The organism is Methylobacterium sp. SD274 (assembly GCF_017355285.1).
GTDB lineage: Bacteria > Pseudomonadota > Alphaproteobacteria > Rhizobiales > Beijerinckiaceae > Methylobacterium.
Genome location: NZ_JADIJP010000003.1, coordinates 12,530 through 37,466 on the forward strand (window position 1 = coordinate 12,530; position 24,937 = coordinate 37,466).

The following is a 24,937-nucleotide window of genomic DNA, read 5'->3' on the forward strand; positions in this document are numbered from 1 at the left end:
TCGATCCGGTGAGGGGACCTACAACGTCTCCCGCGCCGTGTCCTGCCAGCGCGTGAGAGGCCGGGTCACGGCGACGAGGACGGCATCGGCCAGCTTGCCGAGGATGGCGAAGGCGATGATCGCCGCCAGGATCTGGTCGGCCTTGCTGAATTGCTGACCGTCGATGAGGAGGTAGCCGAGCCCTTCGGAGGCTCCCATCAGCTCGGCGGCGACCACGAACAGGAAGCCGAGGCCGAGGCCGGTGCGCAGGGCGGTCAGGGTCGCAGGCAGGACGGCGGGAAGCAGGATACGCCGGGCGAGCTGCAGCTTCGACAGCCGGAAGATGCGTCCGACCTCGATGAGCTTGCGGTCGACGGAGGCGATGGCTCCCGCCACCCCGATATAGACCGGGAAGAACACCCCCACGGCGATGAGCGCCACTTTCGGCGTCTCGAGAATGCCGAGCCAGAGGATGAAGAGCGGCACCCAGGCGAGGGACGGCACGGCACGCAGTGCCTGGAGCGTCGGGTCGAGGATATGGCGGGCTGTGGGAAGCGCCCCGGTCAAGGCGCCCGCCGCGATGCCGGCCAGGGCGCCGAAGGCGAAGCCGAGGGCGACGCGCACCAGCGTCGCCTGGACGTGCATCCACAGGTCGCCCGAGGCGGCAAGGTCGTGGAGGGTCGCCGCGATCCGGCTCGGCGGAGGCATCAGCCGCCCCTGGGCGAGGCCGGTGCGGACGGCGAACTCCCACCCGATAACCAGGGCCAGGGGCAGGATCAGGCCGAGCGCGAGGCGGCCGCCCCGGTGCCAGAAAGTGTCCCCCCGTGGCTTGGGCGACGCCGTCCCGTCAGCCGCGTCGTGCGCGGCCGACACCACGGAGGCGGTCGCAGCGGGCTCGATCACAGCGCGCTCGGTCGCAGCGGACTCGTTCACGGATCAGCGGGCGGCGGGTGCGAATTGCGGATCGATCAGCCCGTCCACCGCCGCCTTCACGTCGGTGCCGGCGGGGATCACTCCGGCCTGCTGCAAGGCGATGCCGGCGGCGGTGATCGACTCCACCTGAGCCTTGCCGATGGCGGGTCGGGTGAGGTCGGTCCGCTCGATCTGGCGGGCGATCACCGTTTCCGGCAGTTTCGTCACCGTGACGAGGGCGCTCTTCAGGGCGTCCGGATTCTTGATCGCGTAGTCGCGCGCGGTCTCGTAGGCGGCGATGACGGTGCGGACGAGGTCCGGGTTCGCGGCGGCGAAATCCTCGCGCACGTCGAGCACGCCCCAGGTATTGGCGGCGGCATCGCGGTGGAACAGCACGTCGTCGTTCTCGATCTCGGAGGCCGCCATCATCGGGTCGAGGCCGGCCCAGGCATCGACGTCGCCCCGGTCGAGGGCGGTGCGCCCGTCGGCATGCTGAAGCAGGACGAGCTTGGCGTCTTTCTCGGTCAGACCGGCGCCCTGCAGCGCGCGGATGAGGAAAATATGCGGGTCGGTGCCGCGGGTCACCGCGATGCGCTTGCCCTTGAGGTCGGCGGGCTTGGTGATGCCGCTGTCCTTGCGGGTCACCAGTGCGGTCCATTCCGGGCGCGAGAAGACGTAGACCGCCTTGATCGGGTTGCCGTTGATCCGGGCGAGCAGAGCCGCGGCCCCCGCCGAGGACCCGAAATCGATGGCGCCGCCATTGAGGAATTCCAGCGCCTTGTTGGAACCCAGCGACTGGGTCCATCGCACCTTGATGCCCTTGTCCTTCAGGGCCTCTTCCAGGAAACCCTTGTCCTTGAGGATCAGGCTCACCGGGTTGTAGGTTGCCCAATCGAGGCGGATCTCCTTGACCTCCGCCGCCTCGCCGTGGCGCGGCATCAGCAGAAGCGACGCGGCGCCGCAGATGACACTCAGGATGGCGCGACGAGACAGTGTCATCGGTCAATGGTCTCCATGGTCCCGGCAGCGGCGCGGGGTTTCCGAGGTAGCCAGGACCGTTCGTTTCGTCAAACAAATTTTCCGGCACGTAGAACGACATCATGCCGAGTGCCCATCACATCTACGCCTCTGCCTAGCGTTGTCTCTGGTGTCCGACCGGGAACATGATAACGGGTTTGCGCATGTTCGACGCCGCCGACGCCCTCAAGACGGTCCTCACCACTCTCGACCGCGACGTGCGCGAGGCGACGCAGCTGCGCGCGCTTCTCGTGCCGCAGCTCCGCCGCATCATCGAGCTCGGACATGCCGATGCCGAAGCCCGGCTGATGGAGGAGCGCAACGGCACCGCCTGCGCCCAGCGGATCAGCAACCTCACCGATGCGGTGATCCGCACGATCCACGATGCGGTGGTGTGGCGGCTCTACCCCAATGACAATCCCTCCACCGGCGAGCAGCTCGCGGTGGTGGCCACCGGCGGCTACGGCCGTGGCACGATGGCGCCGGGATCGGACATCGATCTCCTGTTCCTGCTTCCCTACAAGCAGACCGCCTGGTCCGAGAGCGTCGTCGAGGCGATGCTCTACGTGTTGTGGGACCTCAAGCTGAAGGTCGGCCACGCCACGCGCTCGGTGGAGGAGTGCCTGCGCGAGGGGCGGGCCGACATGACGATCCGCACCTCCCTCCTCGAGGCGCGCTACCTATTCGGCGCGCGGGCGCTGTACGAGGAGCTGGTCACGCGGTTCGACACCGAGCTCGTCATGTGGACGGCGCCGGAATTCGTCGAGGCCAAGCTGCGCGAGCGCGATACCCGCGTCTCGAAAGCGGGAGCCTCGCGCTACCTCGTCGAGCCCAACGTCAAGGACGGTAAGGGGGGCTTGCGCGACCTCAACACCTTGTTCTGGATCGCGAAATACACCTACCGCGTCCGCGACCAGAGCGAACTCGTCCCCGCCGGCCTGTTCACGCCGGAGGAGTACCGGGTGTTCGAGCGCTGCGAGGAACTGCTCTGGCGCGTGCGCTGCCACATGCATTTCGTCACCGGACGGTCCGAGGAGCGTCTCTCGTTCGGCCTGCAGCCGCGGATCGCCGAACGCTTCGGCTACGAGCCGCGCGGCGGCCTGTCGGGCGTCGAGCGCTTCATGAAGGCCTATTTTTTGATCGCCAAGGAAGTGGGCGATCTCACAGCCATCGTCTGCGCGGCTCTCGAGGCGCGGCATGCCAAGCGCACGCCGGTCCTCGACCGCTGGATCGGTCGTTTCCGTGATCGTTTCCGCGCCACCGCCATCGAGGCGGAGGATTTCATCGACGATCATGGCCGGATCAACCTGCGCACCGCCGACGCCTTCTCGCGCGATCCGGTGAACCTGATCCGCCTGTTCTGGCTCGCCGATCGCCACAACCTGCCGATCCACCCGGATGCGACCCGGGTTGCCACCCGTTCGCTTCGGCTCATCGGCCATTCGCTGCGCTCCGATACGGAGGCCAACGCCCTGTTCCTCGATGTGCTGACGTCGAAGAACTCGCCGGAGACGATCCTGCGGCTGATGAACGAGGCCGGCGTGCTCGGCCGGTTCATCCCGGATTTCGGCCGCATCGTCGCGCTGATGCAGTTCAACATGTACCACCACTACACGGTGGACGAGCACCTGCTGCGCTCGATCGGCGTGCTGGCGGCCATCGATTCCGGCACGGTCTCCGAGGACCACCCCATCGCCACGCGGCTCATCGACACGATCAGCCACCGCCGCGCCCTTTACGTCGCGGTACTGCTGCACGACATCGCCAAGGGGCGACCGGAAGACCATTCCATCGCCGGCGCGGCCATTGCCGAGAAGATCGGCCCGCGCTTCGGCCTCACCCAGGCCGAGACCGAGATCGTGGCCTGGCTGGTCGAGCACCACCTGCTGATGTCGATGACGGCTCAGAGCCGCGACCTCTCCGACCCGAAGACGATCCAGAAATTCGCCTCCGTGGTGCAGACCATGGAGCGGCTGAAGCTCCTGATGATCCTCACCGTCGCCGACATCAAGGCGGTGGGGCCGGGCGTGTGGACCGCCTGGAAGGGGACGCTGCTGCGCACCCTCTACGACGAGACCGAGGTGCTCCTGTCGGGCGGTCATTCCGAGATCGCCCGGACCGACCGGGTCCGCCTCATCCAGATGGGCTTGCGCGAACAGCTGGCGGATTGGGATCCGACCTTCTTCGATACCTATGCCGCCCGGCACAACCAGGCCTATTGGCTGAAGGTCGACGCCGTCCGGCAGTTCAAGAATGCGGGGTTCGTGCGCGGCGTCATGGAGGATGGCCGCACCGTCGCCACCGTCTACGAGACCGACCCGACGCGGGGCGTGACCGAGATCACGGTCTATTCGCCCGACCATCCGCGTCTCCTCGCCATCGTCACCGGGGCTTGCGCGGCGCTGGGCGGCAACATCGTCGACGCGCAGATCTTCACCACGACCGACGGCTTCGCCCTCGATTCGATCTTCATCTCCCGCGCCTTCGAGCGGGACGATGACGAGTTGCGCCGCGCCAAGCGCATCACCACGGCGATCGAGCGGGCGCTGAGGGGCGAGATCCGCATCGCCGATCTCGTGGCCGACCGGCATCCGCCGAGCAACCGCTCCAACACGTTCCTGATCCCCCCCGACATGGCGATCGACAACGCCCTGTCGAGCCGGGAGACCGTCGTCGAGGTCACCGGCCTCGACCGGCCGGGCCTGCTCTACGAGCTGACGACCGCCCTCGGGCGCCTCAGCCTCAACATCACCTCCGCCCATGTGGCGACCTTCGGCGAGCGGGCGGTGGACGTTTTCTACGTCACCGATCTTACCGGCACCCGGGTGATCCAGCCCGACCGGCAGGCGGCGATCCGCAACGCGGTCATGGAGGTGTTCGCCAGCGATGTCGCTGCCCTGAGGGCGGAGGGGTTGGAAGCGCTGGTGGAGTCGCCGCCTCCGCGGGAAGCCTGAGCCCCCTGCAGGCATGAATCACGCAGGGGGCTGAGGCGGGAGACGGCACCAGGGCGGCGCTCGGCTTGATTTCATCCTCTGCGCGTCTGATATCACCTCCGATCCCGGAGCATGATGCCGACCCCCGTCGAGCGGGTCTCGGCGTCGTGGCCCGACCCCATTCCGATCGACCGCGTGCTGTGGGTCGCCGGCGACAATGACCGGCGACCGGTGCGGGACGAGCAACCTGCGATCGACGAAGAGCGATGATGGCGAACGACATGGAGCATGATGGGCAGCGCGCCGACGCGGCGGAAGCCGGGGCGAAGACCGATGCGCGTGCGGAGGACAACGCCGAGGCTTTGGCGGGCCTGATCGCCGAGCGCGACGAGTTGAAGGATCGCGTCCTGCGTACTCTGGCCGAGATGGAGAACTTGCGCCGGCGCACCGAGCGCGAGGTGGCCGATGCGCGGACCTACGCCGTGACGAATTTCGCGCGCGACATGCTGAACGCGGCCGACAACATCCGTCGTGCGTTGGAGAGCGTGCCGGCTGAGGCAGCCTCGGCTGCCGAGGGGCCGTTCAAGGCGCTGATCGACGGGATCGAACTGACCGAGCGCGATCTGGCCAAGACCCTGGAGCGTCACGGCGTGAAGCTCATCGAGCCGCAGGGCCAGCGCTTCGATCCGAACCGCCACCAGGCGATGTTCGAAGTTCCCAATGCCGAGGTCCCGAACGGCACGGTGGTGCAGGTGATGCAGTCCGGCTACATCATCGGCGACCGGGTCCTGCGCCCGGCCCTGGTGGGTGTCGCCAAGGGTGGACCCAAGGCCGCCGCCAATCCGGCGGACGCGGCCTGACGCATCGGCCGAACATCAAATGATGACCGCAGCCTCGTCCCGGACGATACCTCCCGGGCGAGGCTGCCACCCGGCTATTTCACTTCGACGCTGTCGATGACCTCGCGGAACTTCGACAGCATGGCGCTGCGCTGGTCGGCCCGCACCACGCCGAGCGCGCGGAGGTAACCGTCCGGCGCGAATCGGATGGTTTGCGAGACCACCACCGGCGTGTTCGAAGGGCCATCCACTGCGCGGGCAACGATCTCGTGCCAGTCGACGCCGTTCTGGCGGTAGGTCTGCGAACGCTCGACCGCGAAATCCTTCATCGTCTGGTTCGAATAGAGCGCGGCACGGGCGAAGGCATCGCGCTGCTCCGGCTGCGGCGGCTGCTGGACGGCCTGGGCCAGGACCAGGATGGGCTGTTCGAGATTGAGCATCTGGTCCTTCGGACCTTGCGTCATCAGGACCGAATTACCCGCGAGCACCCGGACGGGACGGAAGCCGGCCGATTCACGGATCCGGAACGGCAGCGCGGCGACCTGTTCGTCCAGGGTGAGTTCCGGCCGGATCTTCACGCTGGTCAGCATGTTCCGCATGGTTTCCGGCGTTTCGGCATCGGGCACGGTCTGGGCGATGATGATGCCCGTGACCGTGGTGTCACCGACGAGCAGCAGCCATTTCTTGATGGCTGGGGTGTTGGCGCCTTCCGGGGCTGGCTGCTCCCCCGTGAAGAGCACGGCATCCACGTCACCCGCGACCTTGATGGCTTCCCGGGTCGCGACGACGAACCCTTGCGTACGGAGGTTCTCGTCGGTGAAGCTCTTCTCCAGGTCGACGAAGGCCGTCGACGGCAGCTCGACGATGGAGAGCGTCGCGCCGCCTTCCATCCGCTCGAATCCGGAGAACCGCTTGGACAACGTCATGTCCGAGGCCGGCGTGAAGCCGAAGCGCGAACTCGGCGGGAAGATCGCATCGGCAGCCCAGGCCACGGAGATGGCGCCTGACGAGAGCCCGGCGATCAGGGCCAGTGCCGCGACCGGACGGACGAGATTACGCAGACGCATCGGATCGGTTCTCCGCGACGGAGCCGCCTGTTGCGGCTCCGGTTCAGGTGTTCGGACGCGAGACGACTCCGGTCAAGGCGAAGGGCTCGCGCGGCCTTCGTGAGGAAGGCTCGCCGACGATGGGTCGGCCCACACCTTGCCGCTGTCAAGCGTTCCGGTCGGCCTGCGGCGGGGCCGTGGCTCCACGCCGCTGTCGGCCCGCCTCCCGGGCGGAGCCACGTTCGGCGGAACGAGGGAGCATAGGCGTGCCGGATGTCTGTTCGGGAACCGCGCACCGATGCCCGGCGCGGCTTTCACCGCGCTTTGCCGTCAAGCGTCGTGGTCGATGTCCCGCTCAAGGACGGCCTTGCTCTCCACCGTGGTGTCGGATTTGAGCTGATAGACGAGGGGGATACCGGTGGCGATCTCGAGACTCGCGATGGTCTTCGTGGTCATCCCGTCGAGCACCATCACCAGCGCACGCAGCGAATTGCCGTGGGCGGCCACCAGGACGCGCTCGCCGGCCATGACGCGCGGCAGGATGGTCTGAATGTAATAAGGCAGCACGCGCGCCGCGGTGTCCTTCAGGCTTTCCCCGCCGGGGGGCGGAATGTCGTAGGACCGGCGCCATTGATGGACCTGGGCATCGCCCCAGCGCTCACGGGCATCGTCCTTGTTGAGGCCCGACAGATCCCCGTAATCCCGCTCGTTGAGCGCCTCGGACCGGACCGTCTCGATGCCGCCCTGGCCCATCTCCTCCAGGATCAGTGCGCAGGTATGCTGTGCCCGCTGAAGGTTGGAGGTGAAGGCGACGTCGAAAGCGTACCCCTGCTGCTTCAGCCAGCGGCCGGCGGTCCTGGCCTCGGTGATGCCGAGCTCGGTGAGTTGCGGATCGCGCCAGCCGGTGAAAAGCTTCTTGAGGTTCCATTCGCTCTGGCCGTGGCGAGCGAGGACGAGCAGGCGCTCCATCAGACGTCCATCCTATTTCTCGGTGAATGGTGCGACGCAACAGAATCTGCGCCTGCGGGGCTGGTGTACCGGCCGACCTGAACAGTCAATGACCGGGCGCTCGTATCAGAGACCGAGGACGTCGGCCATGCCGTAGAGGCCTGGAGGTTTGGCATGGGCCCACAACGCCGCTCGTACGGCGCCACGGGCGAAGATCGCCCGATCCTCGGCATGGTGGCTGATGGTGATGCGCTCGCCGGGTCCGGCGAAGGTCACGCTGTGGTCGCCCACCACCGTGCCGCCACGCAGGGTGGCGAAGCCGATATCGCCGGGCCGGCGCGCGCCGGTATGGCCGTCCCGGGTGGAAACGCGCGTCTCGGCGAGGTTGACGCCGCGCCCCTCCGCAGCCGCCTCCCCGAGGAGGAGGGCCGTGCCGGAGGGCGCATCCACTTTCATGCGGTGATGCATCTCGACGATTTCGATGTCGAAATCCTCGCCCAAAGCCGCAGCGACCTTCCGCACGAGGCCGGCGAGCAGGTTCACGCCGAGGGACATGTTGCCCGAGCGCATGATCCGGGCATGGTGCGCTGCCGCAATGAGCTTGTGGATATCCGCCTCGGCGAGGCCGGTCGTGCCGACGACATGGACGATGCGGGCTTGGGCGGCGAGTTCGGCGAAGAAGGTCGTGGCCGACGGGGCGGTGAAATCGAGGACGCCGTCGGTGGCCGCGAAGACCGTGAGCGGATCGTCGGTGACGCTGACGCCGAGCGGCGGCAGGCCGGCGAGGGTCCCTGCATCCTGGCCGAGGGCGGGCGAGCCCTCGCGCTCGACGGCGCCGCTCAGGGTGCAGCCCTCGGTCTCCGTCACCGCCCGGATGAGCATCCGCCCCATGCGCCCCTCGGCACCGACCACTGCGAGCCGCATCCTGTCGTCCTTCCACGAGAATTCGCGCCTGCGGTACAGCCTCAAACGGGCGATGCCAAGGCGAGGTTGGCCAAGGCGAGGTTGGCCAAGGCGAGGCTGTCGGTGTGCGGGCCTGTCCGCTCAGCGCTTGCCGGCGGCGAGGATCGGTCCGAGGACGTCGGTGACGCCGTTCACGGTGATCTGGGTGCCGATGCACAGGAGCAAGAAGGCGAAGAGCCGGCCGAGAACCCTTGCGCCGACCGGGCCGATGGCGGTCACCACCCTGTCGGCCGAGCCGTAGGTGAACCTGACCAGGAGCGCGATGGCGAGGGCCGCCAGCGACATGCCGAGATAGAACCCGATCCGGTCGGGCCCCGGAACGGGCCGGTTCGAGCCGAGGGCGATCGCGACGGCGATGGTGCCGGGGCCCGTCGTGAAGGGTAGGGTCAGGGGGAAGAACGCCACGTCGGCGACGCTGTCGGGAGCATCATGGGTCGCCTCGGCATGTTTCCGTGCCTCACGAGCCTCGGGTGCGCTGAGCAGGGTCCAGGCGGAGGCGGCGACCACGAGACCGCCTGCGATCCGCAGGGCACCCAGCGACACGCCGAAGAAGTTGAGGATCGGCGCCCCCGCCCATAGGGCCGCGAGCATGATCAGCGCTGAGTAGAAGCCGATGCGCTTGGCGATCTCCACCCGTTCCGGATGGGAGTTCTGCGCGGTGATCTGCGAGAAGATGAGGGCCGACCCGACCGGATTGACGATCGAGAAGAGGCTCGAGAACGCGAAGATGAAGCTGTGGAGCGCCGCTTCCGGGGCGATGAGGCTGAACATGGAAACGGCTGCCTTTGGTCTGGAGCCTTGGTCGGATGCCTGAATCGAGTGGCCTCGGTTCAGCCCGGGGAGGGGGTGGGAACCAGTACTCTCGCCGGAGCGAGGCGGGTTGCCCGTTGCACCTTGCGGACCGCCACCGGACGATAGAGCTGCTTCGTGGCGTCGATGACGTGCAGGCCCGCGAAGGGAAGGGAGAGACCGGTCCCGACCTTCTCCCAGGCGCTGGCCGTCCGCAGCCAGAGCCGGCTGTTCACCGGGGGCATGTAGAGCGCCTCGGCCCATCCTTCCGGCGAGAATTGGGTGGTCCGCATCAGCCGCCCGAGCTGCGAGCGGCTATACGGCTGGCCATGGCCGAACGGCGTTGCATCGCGACGTGCCCAGACGCCGCGCCGATTGGGCACGACGAGGATCATCCGCCCCCCCGGCGTCAGCACGCGCCACACGTCCTGGAGCAATTCGGTCGGGCTTTCCACCGATTCGAGGGCATGGACCAGGATCACCCTGTCCACCGCCGCTTCCGGCAGGGGCATCATCGTGGGGTCGGCGAGGGCCGAGCAGGAGCGTCCGCCGCCGGGCCAGTTCACGACTCCCTGCGTGGCCGGCATGAAGGCAAGCGTCCGCTCGGCGATGACGTGGATCGGCCCGAGATAGGGGGTCGCGTAGCCCAGGCCGAGAACCCTCAGGCCCGAGACAGAGCCGAGGAATCCATGGATCGCCCGCCCGACGATGCGATGGGTCACGCCGCCGAGGGGGCTGGCATAGAAGGCGCGCAGATCGGTCACGTCGAGGCGCATGGGCGGCTTGCTCCGGCGCGGCCGGACGTTTTGAAGTTACAGGGTTCTTTGACGCAGGCTAGGAATCGGATCAATGGGGACGAGGCCGCTCGCCCACAACCCGCAACGTCCGCCGCAACGTCCGGATGCCGGAACTCCTCGCCGCCGCGTCCGGTTCTTGCTTAGGTTCACCGCGCCACCAGAGAGGAACGCCTCTTGACCGTTTCCCGCCCCGAGATCCGCACCTTCCTCTGCCGGAGCGACAATATCGGCGTGCTGATCCGAGATCCCGCGACGGGCGCCTGCGCCGCCATCGACGTGCCGGAAGCGGCTCCCGTCCTGAAGGTGCTCGACGAAACCGGTTGGACGCTCACGGATATCCTGGTGACGCACCGGCATCTCGATCATATCGAGGGAATCCCGGAGGTGAAGCGTCGCACCGGCGCGCGGGTGACCGCGCCGCGCAAGGCCGGGGCAGATGTGCCGGATGTGGATGTCGCCGTCGCCGAGGGGGATCTCGTCCGGGTCGGCGAACTCGAAGCGCAGGTCTGGGAAACGCCGGGCCATTGCAATGACCACGTCAGCTACTGGTTCTCCGGAGCGCGGATCGTGTTCGCCGGCGATACCCTGTTCACCCTCGGATGCGGGCGGGTTGTGGAAGGCCGGCCGGAATCGCTCTGGCGGTCGCTGGAGCGGTTTCTCCCCCTGCCGGACGACACCGAGGTTTTCAGTGGGCACGATTACGTCCTCTCCAATGCCCGTTTCGCTCTCGCCGCCGATCCCGACAACGTGGCGTTGAAGTCTCGTATGGCGGAGGCTCAGGACGCAAAGGCCGCTGGCAGATTCCTGGTTCCGACGACGATGAGGCATGAGCGCGCAACCAATCCTTTCCTTCGTTCCACGGAGCCTTCCCTCGCTAAAGCAGTGAATCTTTCTGCTAATTCACCGGCGGAACTAGTGTTCACTGCATTAAGGGCCTGGAAGAACAGCTTCTGACCGGCTATGGGCCTCTGGCTGTCTCGATCTCAGCGAGACATGCGGGGGCGACGCCGACTCCGGATACGGCCCGCCCTCCTTATCAGCGCCGGCTGGAGTATCGATGGAGACGGCAGGTACGTCCTTTGTGGTCGGCTATGATTCGGTCGGCAGCGATGATGCTACACCCATGACGGGTCTCCGCCCGCCCGACAGGCCCAAGGCCCGAATTAGCCGGGCCAGCCCCACGCCGCTCTCGGTGGATGCGCGCCTCCTGGCGATCGCGACGGAGCATCTCGCCAGGCTCGGGCACAAACGGGTGACGGTCGTCGCGGTGGCCGCCGAGGCCGGCATGACCCACGCCAATGTCTATCGGTATTTTCCATCCAAGGATGCCCTTCTGGATGCCGTCGCGGGCCGCTGGCTCCGAGATGTGGAGGCGGAACTCGCCCGCATCGCCGATGCGCCCGACCCCGCAGACGACAAGATCGAGCGCCTTCTGATGGCCCTGGCGAGCGCGCAGCGCGAAGTCCTGGCACGGGAGCCCCACCTGTTCGCGGTCCATCTCGATGCGACGGTGGCGGCACGGCCCATCGCCCGGCGTCACCGGGTTCGCCTGCGCAGTCTCGTAGAGCGTGTGGTGGAGGAGGGGATCGCTGCGGGAGCCTTCGTGGCTCGTGATCGCGAGCGGGCCATCGCCTACATCTTCGATGCGAGCTACCGCTTCACCCATCCGCTGGCGATGCAACACGATTCCGATCTGCCCGTCGACCTGATCCAGGCGCGCTTCGGAGCCGTCATCCAGGCGATCCAGAAAGTGCTGCGGATCGGCGCACTTTAAGCGAAGTAACAATATTTTGGACCTGTCACCGAAGCTTTGCCGTCGAACCGGAGAGGGGTTCGTTGGTCTAAAATGCTCCGGCGAAAGACTTTTTTGGAAGGCATCCTCCAGCGTCGCGGTACGTCTGTGGCCCGAACTCTGCTTAGCGCCGACCACGTCGGGTTGAAGCATGGGGACTTTTCCGCCACACCGTCGCGGCGAAATCAACGTGCGATCGCGACCTCGGCAAGCAGCCCGTCCGTCGGGACGGAGCATCGCGGATCGGCACTGATACTGGAGGTTCGTTTTCCATGGCACGCAGCAAGATCGCGCTCATCGGCGCCGGGCAGATCGGCGGAACCCTCGCGCATCTGGCGGGCCTGAAGGAACTCGGCGACGTCGTCCTGTTCGACATCGTCGACGGCGTTCCCCAGGGCAAATCCCTCGACATCGCGGAATCCGCTCCGGTCGACGGGTTCGATGCGACCTATACGGGCGCCAGCGATTATTCGGCCATCGCCGGAGCCGACGTGGTGATCGTCACCGCCGGCGTGCCGCGTAAGCCCGGCATGAGCCGCGACGACCTGATCGGCATCAACCTCAAGGTGATGGAAGCCGTCGGCACCGGCATCAAGGAACACGCTCCTGACGCGTTCGTGATCTGCATCACCAACCCGCTCGATGCCATGGTCTGGGCCCTGCAGAAGTTCTCGGGCCTCCCCACCAACAAGGTCGTCGGCATGGCCGGCGTGCTCGATTCGGCGCGGTTCCGCCACTTCCTGGCCGACGAGTTCAAGGTCTCGGTTGAGGATGTCACCGCCTTCGTGCTCGGCGGCCACGGCGACGACATGGTCCCGCTGGTTCGCTACTCCACCGTCGCCGGCGTGCCGCTGCCGGACCTCGTCAAGCTCGGCTGGACCACCCAGGAGAAGCTCGACGCCATGGTCGAGCGCACCCGCAAGGGTGGCGGCGAGATCGTGAACCTGCTCAAGACCGGCTCGGCCTTCTACGCCCCGGCCGCATCCGCCATCGCCATGGCCGAGAGCTACCTGCGCGACAAGCGCCGGGTGCTGCCCTGCGCCGCCTATCTCAGCGGCGAGTACGGCATCGACGGCATGTATGTCGGGGTCCCGATCGTGATCGGTGCGGGCGGTGTCGAGCGTGTCCTCGAGGTGGAATTCAACGCCGACGAGAAGGCCATGTTCGACAAGTCGGTGGGCGCCGTGAAGACGCTGATCGAAGCCTGCAAGACCGTGAACCCGGCGCTGGCCTGAAATCTCACAAGAAGCGTCGCGCGCCGGCGGGTGTCCCGTCGGCGTGAACGAGGCCGGTGTGTCGTGTCTTCCAATCCCGCGCGCTGCCGCGGGACGAGGCGAGGAAATGTCCTAATGAACATCCATGAATATCAGGCGAAGGCGGTGCTCAAGGAGTTCGGCCTGCCCGTCTCCCGCGGCGTTCCGATCTTCAAGCCGGAAGAGGCCGAGGCTGCCGCCAAGGAGCTGGGCGGTCCGGTCTGGGTGGTGAAGTCGCAAATCCATGCCGGCGGACGTGGCAAGGGCACGTTCAAGGGCGCGCCCGCTGGTGCCAAGGGCGGCGTGCGCGTCACCAAATCCATCGACGAGGTCAAGCAATTCGCCGGCGAGATGCTGGGCGAGACGCTGGTGACGATCCAGACCGGCGAAGCCGGCAAGCAGGTCAACCGCCTCTACATCGAAGAAGGCGCGCAGATCGCCGCCGAGTTCTACCTCTCGATGCTGGTGGACCGCGAGACCGGGCAGGTCGCCTTCGTCGTCTCGACGGAGGGCGGCATGGATATCGAGACCGTGGCCCACGACACGCCCGAGAAGATCATCACCTTCTCGGTCGATCCGGCCACCGGGATCATGCCCCATCACGGCCGGGCCGTCGCCAAGGCTCTCGGCCTCACCGGTGCACAGGCCAAGGAGGCGGGCGACCTCACCACCAAGCTCTACGAGGCGTTCACCGCCAAGGACATGAGCATGCTGGAGATCAACCCGCTGGTCCTCACCGGCGATGGCCATCTCAAGTGCCTCGACGCCAAGATCTCGTTCGATTCGAACGCGCTCTACCGCCATCCCGACATCCTGGCGCTCCGCGACGAGACCGAGGAGGACGCCAAGGAGATCGAGGCCTCGAAATACGACCTCGCCTATATCGCGCTGGATGGCACCATCGGCTGCATGGTCAACGGTGCGGGCCTCGCCATGGCCACCCTCGACATCATCAAGCTCTACGGTGAGGAGCCGGCGAACTTCCTCGATGTCGGCGGCGGCGCGAGCGAGGAAAAGGTGACGGCGGCCTTCAAGATCATCACCGCCGATCCGCAGGTGAAGGGCATCCTCGTCAACATCTTCGGCGGGATCATGAAATGCGACGTGATCGCGAACGGCGTGATCGCGGCGGTGAAGGCTGTGGGCCTCGAAGTGCCCCTGGTGGTGCGTCTGGAAGGCACCAATGTCGAGAAAGGCAAGGAGATCATCCGGAATTCCGGCCTCAACGTGATCCCCGCCGATGACCTCGACGATGCCGCGCAGAAGATCGTCGCCGCCGTGAAGAAGGGCTGAGAGTACCCATGTCCATCCTGATCGACGCGAACACCAAGGTCATCTGCCAGGGCTTCACTGGCAAGAACGGGACCTTCCATTCCGAACAGGCGATCGCCTACGGCACCAAGATGGTCGGCGGCACCTCGCCCGGAAAAGGCGGCGCGACCCATCTCGGCCTGCCGGTCTTCGACACCGTGGCCGAAGCCCGCGAGGCCACCGGCGCGACCGCATCGGTCGTCTACGTGCCGCCGCCGGGCGCGGCCGACGCCATCTGCGAGGCCATCGCCGCCGAGATTCCCCTCATCGTCTGCATCACCGAGGGGATCCCGGTCCTCGACATGGTGCGGGTGAAGCGCTCCCTCGAAGGCTCGAAGTCGCGCCTCATCGGGCCGAACTGCCCGGGCGTGGTCACGGCCGGCGAATGCAAGATCGGCATCATGCCCGCCAACATCTTCAAGCCGGGCTCGGTGGGCATCGTCTCGCGCTCCGGCACGCTGACCTACGAGGCCGTGTTCCAGACCACGAATGCCGGTCTCGGGCAGACCACGGCAGTCGGCATCGGCGGCGATCCGGTGAAGGGCACCGAGTTCATCTCGATGCTCGAACTGTTCCTGGCCGACGACAAGACCGAATCGATCGTCATGATCGGCGAGATCGGCGGTTCCGCCGAGGAAGAGGCGGCACAGTTCATCGCCGACGAGGCCAAGCGCGGCCGTCGCAAGCCGATGGTCGGCTTCATCGCCGGGCGCACGGCTCCTCCGGGCCGCCGCATGGGCCATGCCGGTGCCATCATCTCGGGCGGCAAGGGCGGAGCCGAGGACAAGATCGCCGCGATGGAAGCGGCCGGCATCCGGGTATCGCCGTCTCCGGCGCGCCTCGGCAGCACGCTGGTCGACGTCCTCAAGGGGTGAGGTTCTCGGGAATCTGTCACTTGTGTTGCGGTGCAAAATGGCTCCGCAGCATCTATCTAGGAAACGGCGCGGCTTGATCGCCGCGCCGACACGAACATCCCCATCGAAGCGCCCGTCGGCGCCATGGGGAGCAGGGGGCCGCCGCAGGGGCGGCCACTCCGCCAAGCGGTAGGATGATCGAAGATGGCTCGCCAGGACGCGCTTCTCGAAACCTCGTTCCTCACCGGCGGAAACGCCGCCTATCTCGAGGAATTGCAGGCGGCCTATGCCCGCGATCCGCATTCGGTCGATCCGCAGTGGCAGGATTTCTTCAAATCCCTCGGTGACGAGAGCGGCCTCGCCGAGAAGAACGCCGCCGGCGCCTCATGGCAGAAGCCGAACTGGCCGGTTCATGCCAACGGCGAGATGGTCTCGGCCCTGGACGGCAACTGGGCCACCGTCGAGAAGGCGGTGGGCGAGAAGATCCGCGCGAAGTCTGACACCGCGAAGATCGATGGCGCCAAGGCTGCCAACGGCGCGGCCGTCGTCGCCGCCAGCGGCGTCTCGGTCGAGCAGGCGACCAAGGATTCCGTCCGCGCGATCATGTTGATCCGCGCCTACCGCATGCGCGGCCATCTCCACGCCAAGCTCGATCCCCTCGGCCTCGCCCCGCGCGGCGACCACGAGGAGCTGCACCCCCAGCATTACGGTTTCGAGGAGAAGGATTGGGACCGTCCGATCTTCCTCGATAACGTGCTCGGCCTCCAATATTCGACCATCCGCGAGATCGTCGAGATCCTGGAGCGCACCTACTGCCAGACGCTGGGCGTCGAGTTCATGCACATCTCCAACCCGGAGGAGAAGGCCTGGATTCAGGAGCGCATCGAAGGCAAGGGCAAGGAGATCTCCTTCACGCCCGAGGGCCGGCGCGCGATCCTGAACAAGCTGGTGGAAGCGGAGGGATTCGAGAAGTTTCTCGACCTCAAATACACCGGCACCAAGCGCTTCGGCCTCGACGGGTCGGAATCGATGATTCCGGCGCTGGAGCAGATCATCAAGCGCGGCGGCGCGTTGGGCGCGAAGGAGATCGTGCTCGGCATGGCCCATCGCGGCCGGCTCAACGTGCTCTCGAACGTCATGTCGAAGCCGTTCCGGGCGATCTTCAACGAGTTCAAGGGCGGCTCGGCCTCTCCCGCCGAAGTCGAGGGCTCGGGCGACGTGAAGTACCATCTCGGTGCCTCGTCGGACCGTACCTTCGACGACAACAACGTCCACCTGTCGCTGACCGCCAACCCGTCCCATCTCGAGATCGTCGATCCGGTGGTGCTGGGTAAGGTGCGCGCCAAGCAGGACCAGCGGGCCAAGCCGAATGTCCAGCGCACCAGCGTCGTGCCGCTTCTCATCCACGGCGATGCGGCCTTCGCCGGCCAGGGCGTGGTGGCCGAGTGCCTCGGCCTGTCGGGCCTCAAGGGGCACCGAACCGGCGGATCGATCCACTTCATCATCAACAACCAGATCGGCTTCACCACCGATCCGCGCTTCTCGCGCTCGTCGCCCTATCCGTCCGACGTCGCCAAGATGGTGGAAGCGCCGATCTTCCACTGCAACGGCGACGACCCGGAGGCCGTGACCTTCGCGGCCAAGATCGCCATCGAGTACCGCCAGAAGTTCGGCAAGCCCGTCGTCATCGACATGCTGTGCTACCGCCGCTTCGGCCATAACGAGGGCGACGAGCCGGCTTTCACCCAGCCGAAGATGTATCAGCGCATCCGCAAGCACCCGACGGCGCTGGAGACCTACGCCAAGAAGCTCATCGCCGAGGGCGTGCTGACGCAGGAGCAGTTCGACGCCCGTAAGGCCGAGTTCCGCGCCATGCTCGACGGGGAACTGGAAGTCGCCGGCAACTACAAGGCCAACAAGGCCGACTGGCTCGACGGGCGCTGGTCCGGCTTCAAGGCCGTGCGCGAGGATGTGGACGATCCGCGCCGTGGCAAGACCGGCGTGCCGGCCGATATCCTGCGTGAGATCGCCCAGCGCATCACCACGCCGCCGCCCGGCTTCCACCTCCACCGCACGATCCAGCGCTTCTTCGACAACCGCGCCAAGGCCGTCGAGACGGGCAAGGGGATCGACTGGGCGACGGCCGAGGCCCTGGCCTTCGGTTCGCTCCTCATCGAGGGGCATCGGGTCCGGCTGTCGGGCCAGGACGTGGAGCGCGGGACCTTCTCGCAGCGCCATGCCGTCGTGATCGATCAGGAGAACGAGCAGCGCTACACCTCGCTCAACTCCATCCGCGAGGGGCAGGCGAATCTCGAGGTCATCAACTCGATGCTCTCCGAGGAGGCCGTGCTCGGCTTCGAATACGGATACTCGCTGGCCGACCCCAATTCCCTGGTTCTGTGGGAGGCGCAGTTCGGCGATTTCGCCAACGGCGCGCAGGTCGTCATCGATCAGTTCATCTCTTCGGGCGAGCGCAAGTGGCTGCGCATGTCCGGCCTGACGCTGCTGCTGCCGCATGGCTACGAGGGGCAGGGGCCGGAGCATTCCTCGGCCCGCCTCGAACGCTTCCTGCAGATGTGCGCCGAGGACAACATGCAGGTCGCCAACTGCACGACCCCGTCGAACTACTTCCATATCCTGCGCCGTCAGCTGAATCGCGAGTTCCGCAAGCCGCTGGTGCTGATGACTCCGAAATCGCTCCTGCGGCACAAGCGGGCGGTGTCGAACCTCGACATGCTGGCGGAGGGATCGACCTTCCACCGCGTGCTCTGGGACGATGCGGAGCACGAAGACGACACGATCAAGCTCGTGAAGGACGACAAGATCCGTCGCGTCGTGCTCTGCTCGGGCAAGGTTTATTACGACCTCTACGACGAGCGCGAGAAGCGTGGCGTCAACGACGTCTACCTGATGCGCGTGGAGCAGCTCTATCCGTTCCCGCTCAAGGCGCTGGCCAACGAGATGGCGCGCTTCCGTAATGCGGAGGTCGTCTGGTGCCAGGAGGAGCCCAAGAACATGGGCGCCTGGTCCTTCGTCGATCCGTATCTCGAATGGGTCCTCGGCCAGGCTCAGTCGCAGGTGAAGCGGGCGCGCTATGTCGGCCGCCCCGCCTCGGCCTCCACGGCGGTCGGCCTTCTTTCCAAGCATCAGGCCCAGCTCCAGGCCTTCCTCAACGAGGCGCTGGCGGTCTGACGACCCCGGTATCCCCTTCTCCGACGCGACCAAACCATTCGGGCGGACAGAGCACCATGGCAACCGACATCCTCGTTCCTACGCTGGGCGAATCCGTGAGCGAGGCCACCATCGGCCGCTGGTTCAAGAAGCCGGGCGACGCGGTGGCGGCGGACGAGCCCCTTGTCGAGCTCGAGACCGACAAGGTCACCCTCGAAGTCAACGCGCCCGCTGCCGGTGAACTCGGTGAGATCCTCGTGAAGGACGGCGAGACCGTAGAGCCCGGCGCCCTGCTCGGCTCCATCGTCGAGGCCGGCGCCGGCGGAGGCGCCAAGGCTCCCGCCGCCAGGAAGACCGAGACCAAGGCCGACACCCGCACCGAAGAGGCGACGCCGAAATCCGAGGGCGCGGACAAGGCGCCCGCCGAGGAATCCTCGGCGGCCTACGGCAACCACGGCGAGGCCGCGGCGCCGAAATCCGATCGTCAGGCCGGCGATAACGGCCCCGCCGTCGCCAAGATGGCGCGGGAATCCGGCATCGACCCATCGACGGTGAACGGCACCGGCAAGGACGGTCGCGTCACCAAGGGTGACATGATCGAGGCGACCTCCAAGGCGCCCTCCGCCCCGGCCCCGGCTCAGGAGCCGGCCCGGCAGGCCAAGGCTCCCTCGCCGCCGCGCCCCGCCTCGAAGCCCGACGATGCCGCGCGCGAAGAGCGCGTGAAGATGACGAAGCTGCGCCAGACCATCGCGCGCCGGCTCAAGGACGCCCAGGACACGGCGGCGATGCTGACGACGTTCAACGACGTCGACATGTCGGCCGTGATGGCCATGCGCGCCCAGTACAAGGACATGTTCGAGAAGAAGCACGGCACCAAGCTCGGCTTCATGGGCTTCTTCACCAAGGCGGTGATCGGAGCGCTCAAGGACGTGCCGGCGGTCAATGCCGAGATCGACGGGACCGACCTCGTCTACAAGAACTACTACCATATCGGCATCGCCGTCGGCACCGATAAGGGCCTCGTCGTGCCGGTGGTGCGCAATGCCGACGACCTCTCCATCGCCGGCATCGAGAAGACGATCTCCGGTTTCGGCAAGAAGGCGCGGGACGGCAAGCTGTCCATCGAGGAGATGCAGGGCGGCACCTTCACCATCACCAATGGCGGCATCTACGGCTCGCTGATGTCGACCCCGATCCTCAACGCGCCGCAATCGGGCATCCTCGGCATGCACCGCATCGAGGAGCGTCCGGTGGTCCGCGCCGGCAAGATCGAGGCGCGGCCGATGATGTATCTCGCGCTCTCCTACGATCACCGCATCGTCGACGGGAAGGAGGCCGTGACCTTCCTCGTGCGCGTCAAGGAGGCGCTGGAGGATCCGGCACGCCTCGTGCTGGACCTCTGAAACAACCCGGCAGCTGCCGTCCGCCGGCCGCCGCAGGGCGGCCGGACGCTTCCGCGTGCGTGAACTTCGATGGTGGGGCCTGACCTGCCGAACCTTCAAGCGAGTCACCAGCCTATGTCCTACGATCTCGTCGTCATCGGTACCGGCCCCGGCGGCTATGTCTGCGCCATTCGCGCCGCCCAGCTCGGACTCAAGACCGCCGTGGTGGAGAAGCGGGCGACCCATGGCGGCACCTGCCTCAATGTCGGCTGCATCCCGTCGAAAGCCCTGCTTCACGCCTCCGAGGCGTTCGAGGAGGCCTCGAAACACTTCGCCGACATGGGCGTCATCGTCAGCGCGCCCGAACTCGACCTCAAGAAGATGATGTCGTTCAAGCAGGACGGCGTCGACGGCAACACCAAGGGCGTCGAGTTCCTGCTGAAGAAGAACGGGATCGACGCCTATCACGGCCTCGGCCGGGTCGCCGGTGCCGGCCGCGTCGAGGTGCTGTCCGAGGATGGCGGCAACCAGATGCTGGAGACGAAGAACATCGTCATCGCCACCGGCTCCGACGTGACGAAGCTTCCCGGCGTGACGATCGACGAGACGATCGTCGTCTCCTCCACCGGCGCCCTCGAGCTTCAGTCCGTGCCGAAGAAGCTCCTCATCATCGGTGCCGGCGTGATCGGCCTCGAACTCGGCTCCGTCTGGCGTCGCCTCGGCTCGGAGGTCACCGTGGTGGAATATCTCGACCGCGTCCTACCCGGCATGGACGGTGAGGTCGGCAAGCAGTTCCAGCGCATCCTCGGCAAGCAGGGCATCGTCTTCAAGCTGTCGTCGAAGGTCACCGGCGTCGAGGTGAAGGACGGCACCGCCACCGTCTCGGTGGAGCCGGCAGCCGGCGGCGAAGCCGAGAAGCTCGAAGCCGACGTGGTGCTGGTGGCCATCGGCCGCGTGCCCTACACCGAGAAGCTGGGTCTCGAAACCGTGGGCGTGCAGCTCGACAACAAGGGCCGCATCCAGACCGACAGCCACTACGCCACCAACGTCACCGGCATCTACGCCATCGGCGACGTGATCGCGGGGCCGATGCTCGCTCACAAGGCCGAGGACGAGGGTGTCGCCGTTGCGGAACTCCTCGCCGGGCAATCGGGCCACGTGAATTACGGGGTGATCCCGAACGTGGTCTACACCTATCCGGAAGTCGCCTCGGTGGGGAAGACCGAGGAAGAGCTGAAGAAGGACGGTATCGCCTACAATGCGGGCAAGTTCCCCTTCACGGCGAACGGTCGCGCCAAGGTCAACCACACCACGGACGGGTTCGTGAAGATCCTGGCCGATGCCAAGACCGACCGGGTGCTTGGCGTTCATATCGTCGGTGCGGATGCGGGCAACCTGATCGCGGAAGTGGCCGTCGCCATGGAATTCGGTGCCAGCGCCGAGGACGTGGCCCGGACCTGCCACGCTCACCCGACGCTGACCGAGGCGGTCAAGGAAGCCGCCCTCGCCGTCGGCAAGCGGGCGATCCACATCTGAGACGGGCTACCGCCCCCGTCTTGGCAATGAGCCGGAGGGCGGGTTCGACGTAGGCCGCCGTCCGGGAACGTCGCATCGCTCGGCACCCCGGACGGGGTGCCCGTGTTGGAACAGGTGTCTCACACCTTCCGCAGCGGAGCGCCGGATGCCCTACGAACTCTATTACTGGCCGACGATCCAGGGGCGCGGTGAGTTCGTCCGCCTCGCTCTGGAGGATGCCGGGGCGGAGTATGTCGATATCGCCCGCGGGCGAGAGGCGGAGGGTCAGGGCCTCGGCGCCATGACCGCTTTTCTCGGCGATCCCTCGGTGGCGCGGCCGTCCTATGCGCCGCCCTTCCTCCGAGATGGCGACGTCGTGGTCGGACAGACGGCGGCGATCCTGCTCTATCTCGGTCCCCGGCTCGGCCTCGCGCCGTCGGACGAAGCCGACCGCATCTGGACCCATCAGATCCAGCTGACCATCGCGGATGTGGTGGCCGAGGCACACGACACTCACCATCCCATCGCGGTGAGCCTCACCTACGAGGACCAGAAGCCGGAAGCGCTTCGGCGAGCGAAGGACTTTCAGGCGAACCGGATTCCGGAATATCTCGCCTGGTTCGACCATGTGCTCGGCCGCAACGACGACCGCCATCTCGTCGGCGGGTCCACGACCTACGCCGATCTGTCCCTGTTCCAACTCGTGGACGGGTTGCTCTACGCGTTCCCCCACGCGACGGAGCGGACCCTCGCCGAAAACCGCCACGTCGCCGCCCTTCACGACGCGGTGCGGCAACGGCCCGGGATCGCCGCCTATCTGGCGAGCTCGCGCCGCATCCCCTTCAACCAGCAGGGGATCTTCCGACGCTATCCCGAACTCGACCTGTAGCGCGCGCACCCGCACGCGGATGGGCCTGCTCGAACGCATCCATCAGGCGGGCGGCGTCGACCTTGGTGTAGAGCTGCGTCGTCGAGAGCGAGGCGTGGCCGAGCAATTCCTGGATCGCGCGCAACTCCCCCTGGCGGCCGAGGAGGTGCGTGGCGAAGGAGTGCCGCAAGGCGTGGGGCGTGGCGCTGTCCGGCAGGCCGAGGGCGCCGCGCAGGGAGGCCACCGCATATTGGATGATCCGTGGGGAGAGCTTGCCGCCTTTCACGCCAACGAAGAGAGGCCCTTGCGGATCGAGCGCATGGGGGCACGCCGCGAGATAGGCCGCCACCGCCTCGGCCACCACGGGAAGGATCGGCACCATCCGCTCCTTGCCGCCTTTGCCCATCACCGTCACCGACTCCACTCCCGGTACGGGCGCATCGCGCCGGGTGAGGCCGAGGGCTTCGGAAATGCGGAGGCCGGAACCGTAGAGGAGAGCGAGAACGGCGGCGTCACGCGCCAGAACCCAGGGCTCGCGGGATTCCCCAGCGCGGATGTCGATATCGGTCAAGGCGCGGGCGGCGGCGATGGGAATCGGGCGCGGCAAGCGCCGCTCGACCTTGGGCGAGCGGATCGCCCCGAGGGCCGACACGCTGCCGTGGCCGTCCCGTTCGAGGTGCCGCGCGAAGGAGCGAAGGCCCGCGAGCGCGCGCATCAGCGATCGACCGCTCACCGTCTCGGCCCGGCGCGCTGCCATGAATCCACGGATGTCGCGGGGCTTCAATGCGACGAGCCCGGCGATTCCGACCGTGCCATGCCGGCTCTGCAGGTGGTCGAGGAACTGCCGTAGGTCGCGGGCATAGGCTTCCACCGTGTTCGCGGCCATCCGGCGCTCGCGCAGCAAACTGTCCTGCCAGGCCATGGCGACGGACCGGACTGCCTCGTCGCCGGGAAAGGCGATGGCGCTGGCAGTGGCAGGTGAAGGCGGGACGTGGAGCATCGCGCGGTGATCCGGGAGCGAAAAGCCCACTCAACGCCACCGAAGTTGACGGAGCGTTGCCGACGGGGCGAGGAGATCGTGGCGGTGGTCGGCTGTTTCACGGAACGGCGCAGCGGCTCAGCGCTTGATCATCGCATCCTACCCCTGTCGTCCCTCCCGATCCGAGCCCGCATGCCCGAGACACGCATCGTCTGCATCCGCCACGGCGAATCCACCTTCAACGCAGCCCATCGCCTGACCGGGCGCGATCCCGGCCATATCGATGCCCGGCTGACGGAGCGGGGCCTTGCCCAGGTCGCGGCGGCACGGGAGCGGCTGCGGGACATTCCGTTCGATCTGGTGGTGACCTCCCCGCTCACCCGCGCCATTCAGACCACCGCCGGCATTTTCGGCGATCATCCGGCCAAGCCCGAGATCCTGGTGGAAGTGCTCCATCGCGAATGCCAGGAGAGCAGCTGCGATGTCGGGCGCGCCGCCTCCGTGCTGAAGGCGGAATTCCCGCATCTCGATATCGATCACCTGCCGGAAATCTGGTGGCATGCCGAGGGCGAGCCGATCGCAGAGGGCGTCCATGTGGAGCCGCGCCACCTCTTCGATCGTCGCGTGGCGACGTTCCGCGACTGGCTGACCGAGCGGCGCGAGCGGACCATCGCCGTCGTCGGCCACGGCACGTTCTTCTTTCACCTCACCGGCATCTGGCTCGACAACTGCGCCACCACCGAACTCGACCTCGCATCGGGGCCGGTGGCCGTCTGAGCCGACGCGGCGGAGATCACCCGCCTCGTCGAACCTGTCGGCCCAGGCTCAGGACGCGCTCGCCCGCGCCGCATCCAATCGTTCCTGCGCCTGAACGAGATCGATGTCCGGCGCCTGCCGTCCGATGGTCAGGGCCTCGTCGAGGATGGTCGCTGCGCTGTCCCATACGCTCTCGGCAAAAGGAGCCGAACCTTCCGCGACCTCGGCCGCTGACCGGGCATCGGTGACCGACTTCACTGCGGCCACCGCGCTGCGAGCGATGGCGGAGGCGAGGGCGCCCCGTCGCCAGTCCCGCTGCTGCGACGCGGCCTGGGCCACGGTCCCACCGCGCCACGCAGCGGCCTGCGCAGCCAAAAGACCCGCCTCGAGATCCTGGGCTTCGTCGCAGCGAGCGGCGAGATCAGCAAAACCTGCCCGGTCGAGGAGAGGCGGCAGAATCCGACGAATGCTTTCCAGGGCGAGGAAGCGGGTGCGTTGCTCCTCGATCTCCGCCGTATCAGCGGAGCCGGAGAGGCGCAGGACGAAGGCCATCAAGCGAGAGCGCTGGTGATCCGGCATCGCGTCGTTGAGGCCGAGCGCGTAGGCGGCGAGGGGTTTCGAGAAACACGGCGGACAATCCGAAGAGGAGCGGATTGACCGGTAGGGTAGGCCGGCCGCGACGGCCGCCGCCTCGTTGATGCAGGTCCCGCCATCTGGGCCGGGGAAGGGGTGCGAGCCGGACAGCAACCGCCAGTGAAGGATGTGCTCGAAACCTGATGCCATGCGGGCCGGCTCCGTCGGTTTCACGGGAAAACCCAGCCGCGAACCGGCGG

The 24,937-nt window shown here is 66.9% G+C and carries 22 protein-coding genes; 13 read left to right on the forward strand and 9 right to left on the reverse strand.

Annotated features, from left to right (window positions below):
• Positions 1 to 18: 18 nt before the first annotated feature.
• Together IPV08_RS03520 and IPV08_RS03525 are read right to left on the reverse strand one after the other, a co-directional pair.
• Entirely contained in the window at positions 19 to 759 is a 741-nt protein-coding gene (locus tag IPV08_RS03520) for an ABC transporter permease (RefSeq protein ID WP_210348203.1), read from the reverse strand.
• 156 nt (positions 760 to 915) lie between these two features.
• Positions 916 to 1,830, reverse strand: a complete 915-nt coding sequence (locus IPV08_RS03525; protein WP_246747792.1) for an aliphatic sulfonate ABC transporter substrate-binding protein — start codon at positions 1,828 to 1,830, stop codon at positions 916 to 918.
• Positions 1,831 to 2,072: 242 nt separating this feature from the next.
• On the opposite strand from IPV08_RS03525, the gene IPV08_RS03530 reads away from it, so the two are divergent.
• The 3 genes from IPV08_RS03530 to grpE all read left to right on the forward strand — a co-directional run bounded on the left by IPV08_RS03530 (position 2,073) and on the right by grpE (position 5,701).
• Entirely contained in the window at positions 2,073 to 4,862 is a 2,790-nt protein-coding gene (locus tag IPV08_RS03530) for a [protein-PII] uridylyltransferase (RefSeq protein WP_207410790.1), read from the forward strand.
• A gap of 111 nt (positions 4,863 to 4,973) precedes the next feature.
• A complete protein-coding gene (locus tag IPV08_RS03535; protein WP_207410791.1) occupies positions 4,974 to 5,111 on the forward strand; it encodes a hypothetical protein in 138 nt (45 codons plus the stop codon).
• Positions 5,108 to 5,701: a nucleotide exchange factor GrpE gene (gene grpE, locus IPV08_RS03540; protein WP_207410792.1), complete on the forward strand. Its 594-nt coding sequence runs from the start codon at positions 5,108 to 5,110 to the stop codon at positions 5,699 to 5,701. The genes IPV08_RS03535 and grpE overlap by 4 nt, the downstream gene beginning before the upstream one ends.
• A 74-nt stretch (positions 5,702 to 5,775) precedes the next feature.
• Here grpE and IPV08_RS03545 read toward each other — a convergent pair whose 3' ends face one another.
• The 5 genes from IPV08_RS03545 to IPV08_RS03565 form a co-directional block, all read right to left on the reverse strand.
• A complete protein-coding gene (locus IPV08_RS03545) occupies positions 5,776 to 6,747 on the reverse strand; it encodes a hypothetical protein (RefSeq protein WP_207410793.1) in 972 nt (323 codons plus the stop codon).
• A 309-nt stretch (positions 6,748 to 7,056) separates the two neighbouring features.
• Positions 7,057 to 7,695 carry a 2,3-bisphosphoglycerate-dependent phosphoglycerate mutase gene (locus IPV08_RS03550; protein WP_056143159.1) on the reverse strand — a complete coding sequence of 213 codons (639 nt, stop codon included), beginning with the start codon at positions 7,693 to 7,695 and terminating at the stop codon, positions 7,057 to 7,059.
• 105 nt (positions 7,696 to 7,800) lie between these two features.
• Entirely contained in the window at positions 7,801 to 8,598 is a 798-nt protein-coding gene (dapB, locus tag IPV08_RS03555; protein WP_207410794.1) for a 4-hydroxy-tetrahydrodipicolinate reductase, read from the reverse strand.
• Positions 8,599 to 8,718: 120 nt separating this feature from the next.
• Entirely contained in the window at positions 8,719 to 9,408 is a 690-nt protein-coding gene (locus IPV08_RS03560; protein WP_056426902.1) for a MarC family protein, read from the reverse strand.
• A gap of 59 nt (positions 9,409 to 9,467) precedes the next feature.
• A complete protein-coding gene (locus IPV08_RS03565; RefSeq protein ID WP_056426899.1) occupies positions 9,468 to 10,202 on the reverse strand; it encodes a class I SAM-dependent methyltransferase in 735 nt (244 codons plus the stop codon).
• Between the two features lie 195 nt (positions 10,203 to 10,397).
• On the opposite strand from IPV08_RS03565, the gene gloB reads away from it, so the two are divergent.
• The 9 genes from gloB to IPV08_RS03610 all read left to right on the forward strand — a co-directional run bounded on the left by gloB (position 10,398) and on the right by IPV08_RS03610 (position 22,390).
• On the forward strand, positions 10,398 to 11,177 hold the full coding sequence (gloB, locus tag IPV08_RS03570) for a hydroxyacylglutathione hydrolase (protein WP_207410795.1): 780 nt from the start codon (positions 10,398 to 10,400) through the stop codon (positions 11,175 to 11,177).
• A gap of 169 nt (positions 11,178 to 11,346) precedes the next feature.
• Positions 11,347 to 11,997, forward strand: coding sequence for a TetR family transcriptional regulator (locus IPV08_RS03575; RefSeq protein ID WP_244478182.1), 651 nt, complete (start codon positions 11,347 to 11,349; stop codon positions 11,995 to 11,997).
• Positions 11,998 to 12,287: 290 nt separating this feature from the next.
• Complete coding sequence (gene mdh / locus IPV08_RS03580) at positions 12,288 to 13,250, forward strand: malate dehydrogenase (RefSeq protein WP_018045796.1); 963 nt, start codon at positions 12,288 to 12,290, stop codon at positions 13,248 to 13,250.
• A 114-nt stretch (positions 13,251 to 13,364) separates the two neighbouring features.
• On the forward strand, positions 13,365 to 14,561 hold the full coding sequence (sucC, locus tag IPV08_RS03585) for an ADP-forming succinate--CoA ligase subunit beta (RefSeq protein WP_207410796.1): 1,197 nt from the start codon (positions 13,365 to 13,367) through the stop codon (positions 14,559 to 14,561).
• 8 nt (positions 14,562 to 14,569) lie between these two features.
• Entirely contained in the window at positions 14,570 to 15,454 is an 885-nt protein-coding gene (gene sucD, locus IPV08_RS03590) for a succinate--CoA ligase subunit alpha (protein ID WP_056426894.1), read from the forward strand.
• A gap of 183 nt (positions 15,455 to 15,637) precedes the next feature.
• Positions 15,638 to 18,625 carry a 2-oxoglutarate dehydrogenase E1 component gene (locus tag IPV08_RS03595; protein WP_056426891.1) on the forward strand — a complete coding sequence of 996 codons (2,988 nt, stop codon included), beginning with the start codon at positions 15,638 to 15,640 and terminating at the stop codon, positions 18,623 to 18,625.
• Between the two features lie 56 nt (positions 18,626 to 18,681).
• On the forward strand, positions 18,682 to 20,007 hold the full coding sequence (gene odhB / locus IPV08_RS03600) for a 2-oxoglutarate dehydrogenase complex dihydrolipoyllysine-residue succinyltransferase (RefSeq protein WP_207410797.1): 1,326 nt from the start codon (positions 18,682 to 18,684) through the stop codon (positions 20,005 to 20,007).
• Positions 20,008 to 20,121: 114 nt separating this feature from the next.
• Entirely contained in the window at positions 20,122 to 21,522 is a 1,401-nt protein-coding gene (gene lpdA / locus IPV08_RS03605) for a dihydrolipoyl dehydrogenase (RefSeq protein ID WP_207410798.1), read from the forward strand.
• 145 nt (positions 21,523 to 21,667) lie between these two features.
• Positions 21,668 to 22,390 (forward strand): glutathione S-transferase, encoded by a 723-nt coding sequence (locus IPV08_RS03610; protein ID WP_207410799.1) that lies wholly within the window; start codon positions 21,668 to 21,670, stop codon positions 22,388 to 22,390.
• Here IPV08_RS03610 and IPV08_RS03615 read toward each other — a convergent pair.
• On the reverse strand, positions 22,344 to 23,291 hold the full coding sequence (locus tag IPV08_RS03615; protein ID WP_246747793.1) for a tyrosine recombinase XerC: 948 nt from the start codon (positions 23,289 to 23,291) through the stop codon (positions 22,344 to 22,346). The two genes, IPV08_RS03610 and IPV08_RS03615, sit on opposite strands and share 47 nt — an antisense overlap.
• A 249-nt stretch (positions 23,292 to 23,540) precedes the next feature.
• Between IPV08_RS03615 and IPV08_RS03620 the strand changes: the two genes are divergently transcribed.
• On the forward strand, positions 23,541 to 24,125 hold the full coding sequence (locus tag IPV08_RS03620) for a histidine phosphatase family protein (protein WP_207410801.1): 585 nt from the start codon (positions 23,541 to 23,543) through the stop codon (positions 24,123 to 24,125).
• 48 nt (positions 24,126 to 24,173) lie between these two features.
• On the opposite strand, the gene IPV08_RS03625 is transcribed toward IPV08_RS03620, so the two are convergent.
• On the reverse strand, positions 24,174 to 24,887 hold the full coding sequence (locus tag IPV08_RS03625; protein ID WP_207410802.1) for a hypothetical protein: 714 nt from the start codon (positions 24,885 to 24,887) through the stop codon (positions 24,174 to 24,176).
• Positions 24,888 to 24,937: the final 50 nt, after the last annotated feature.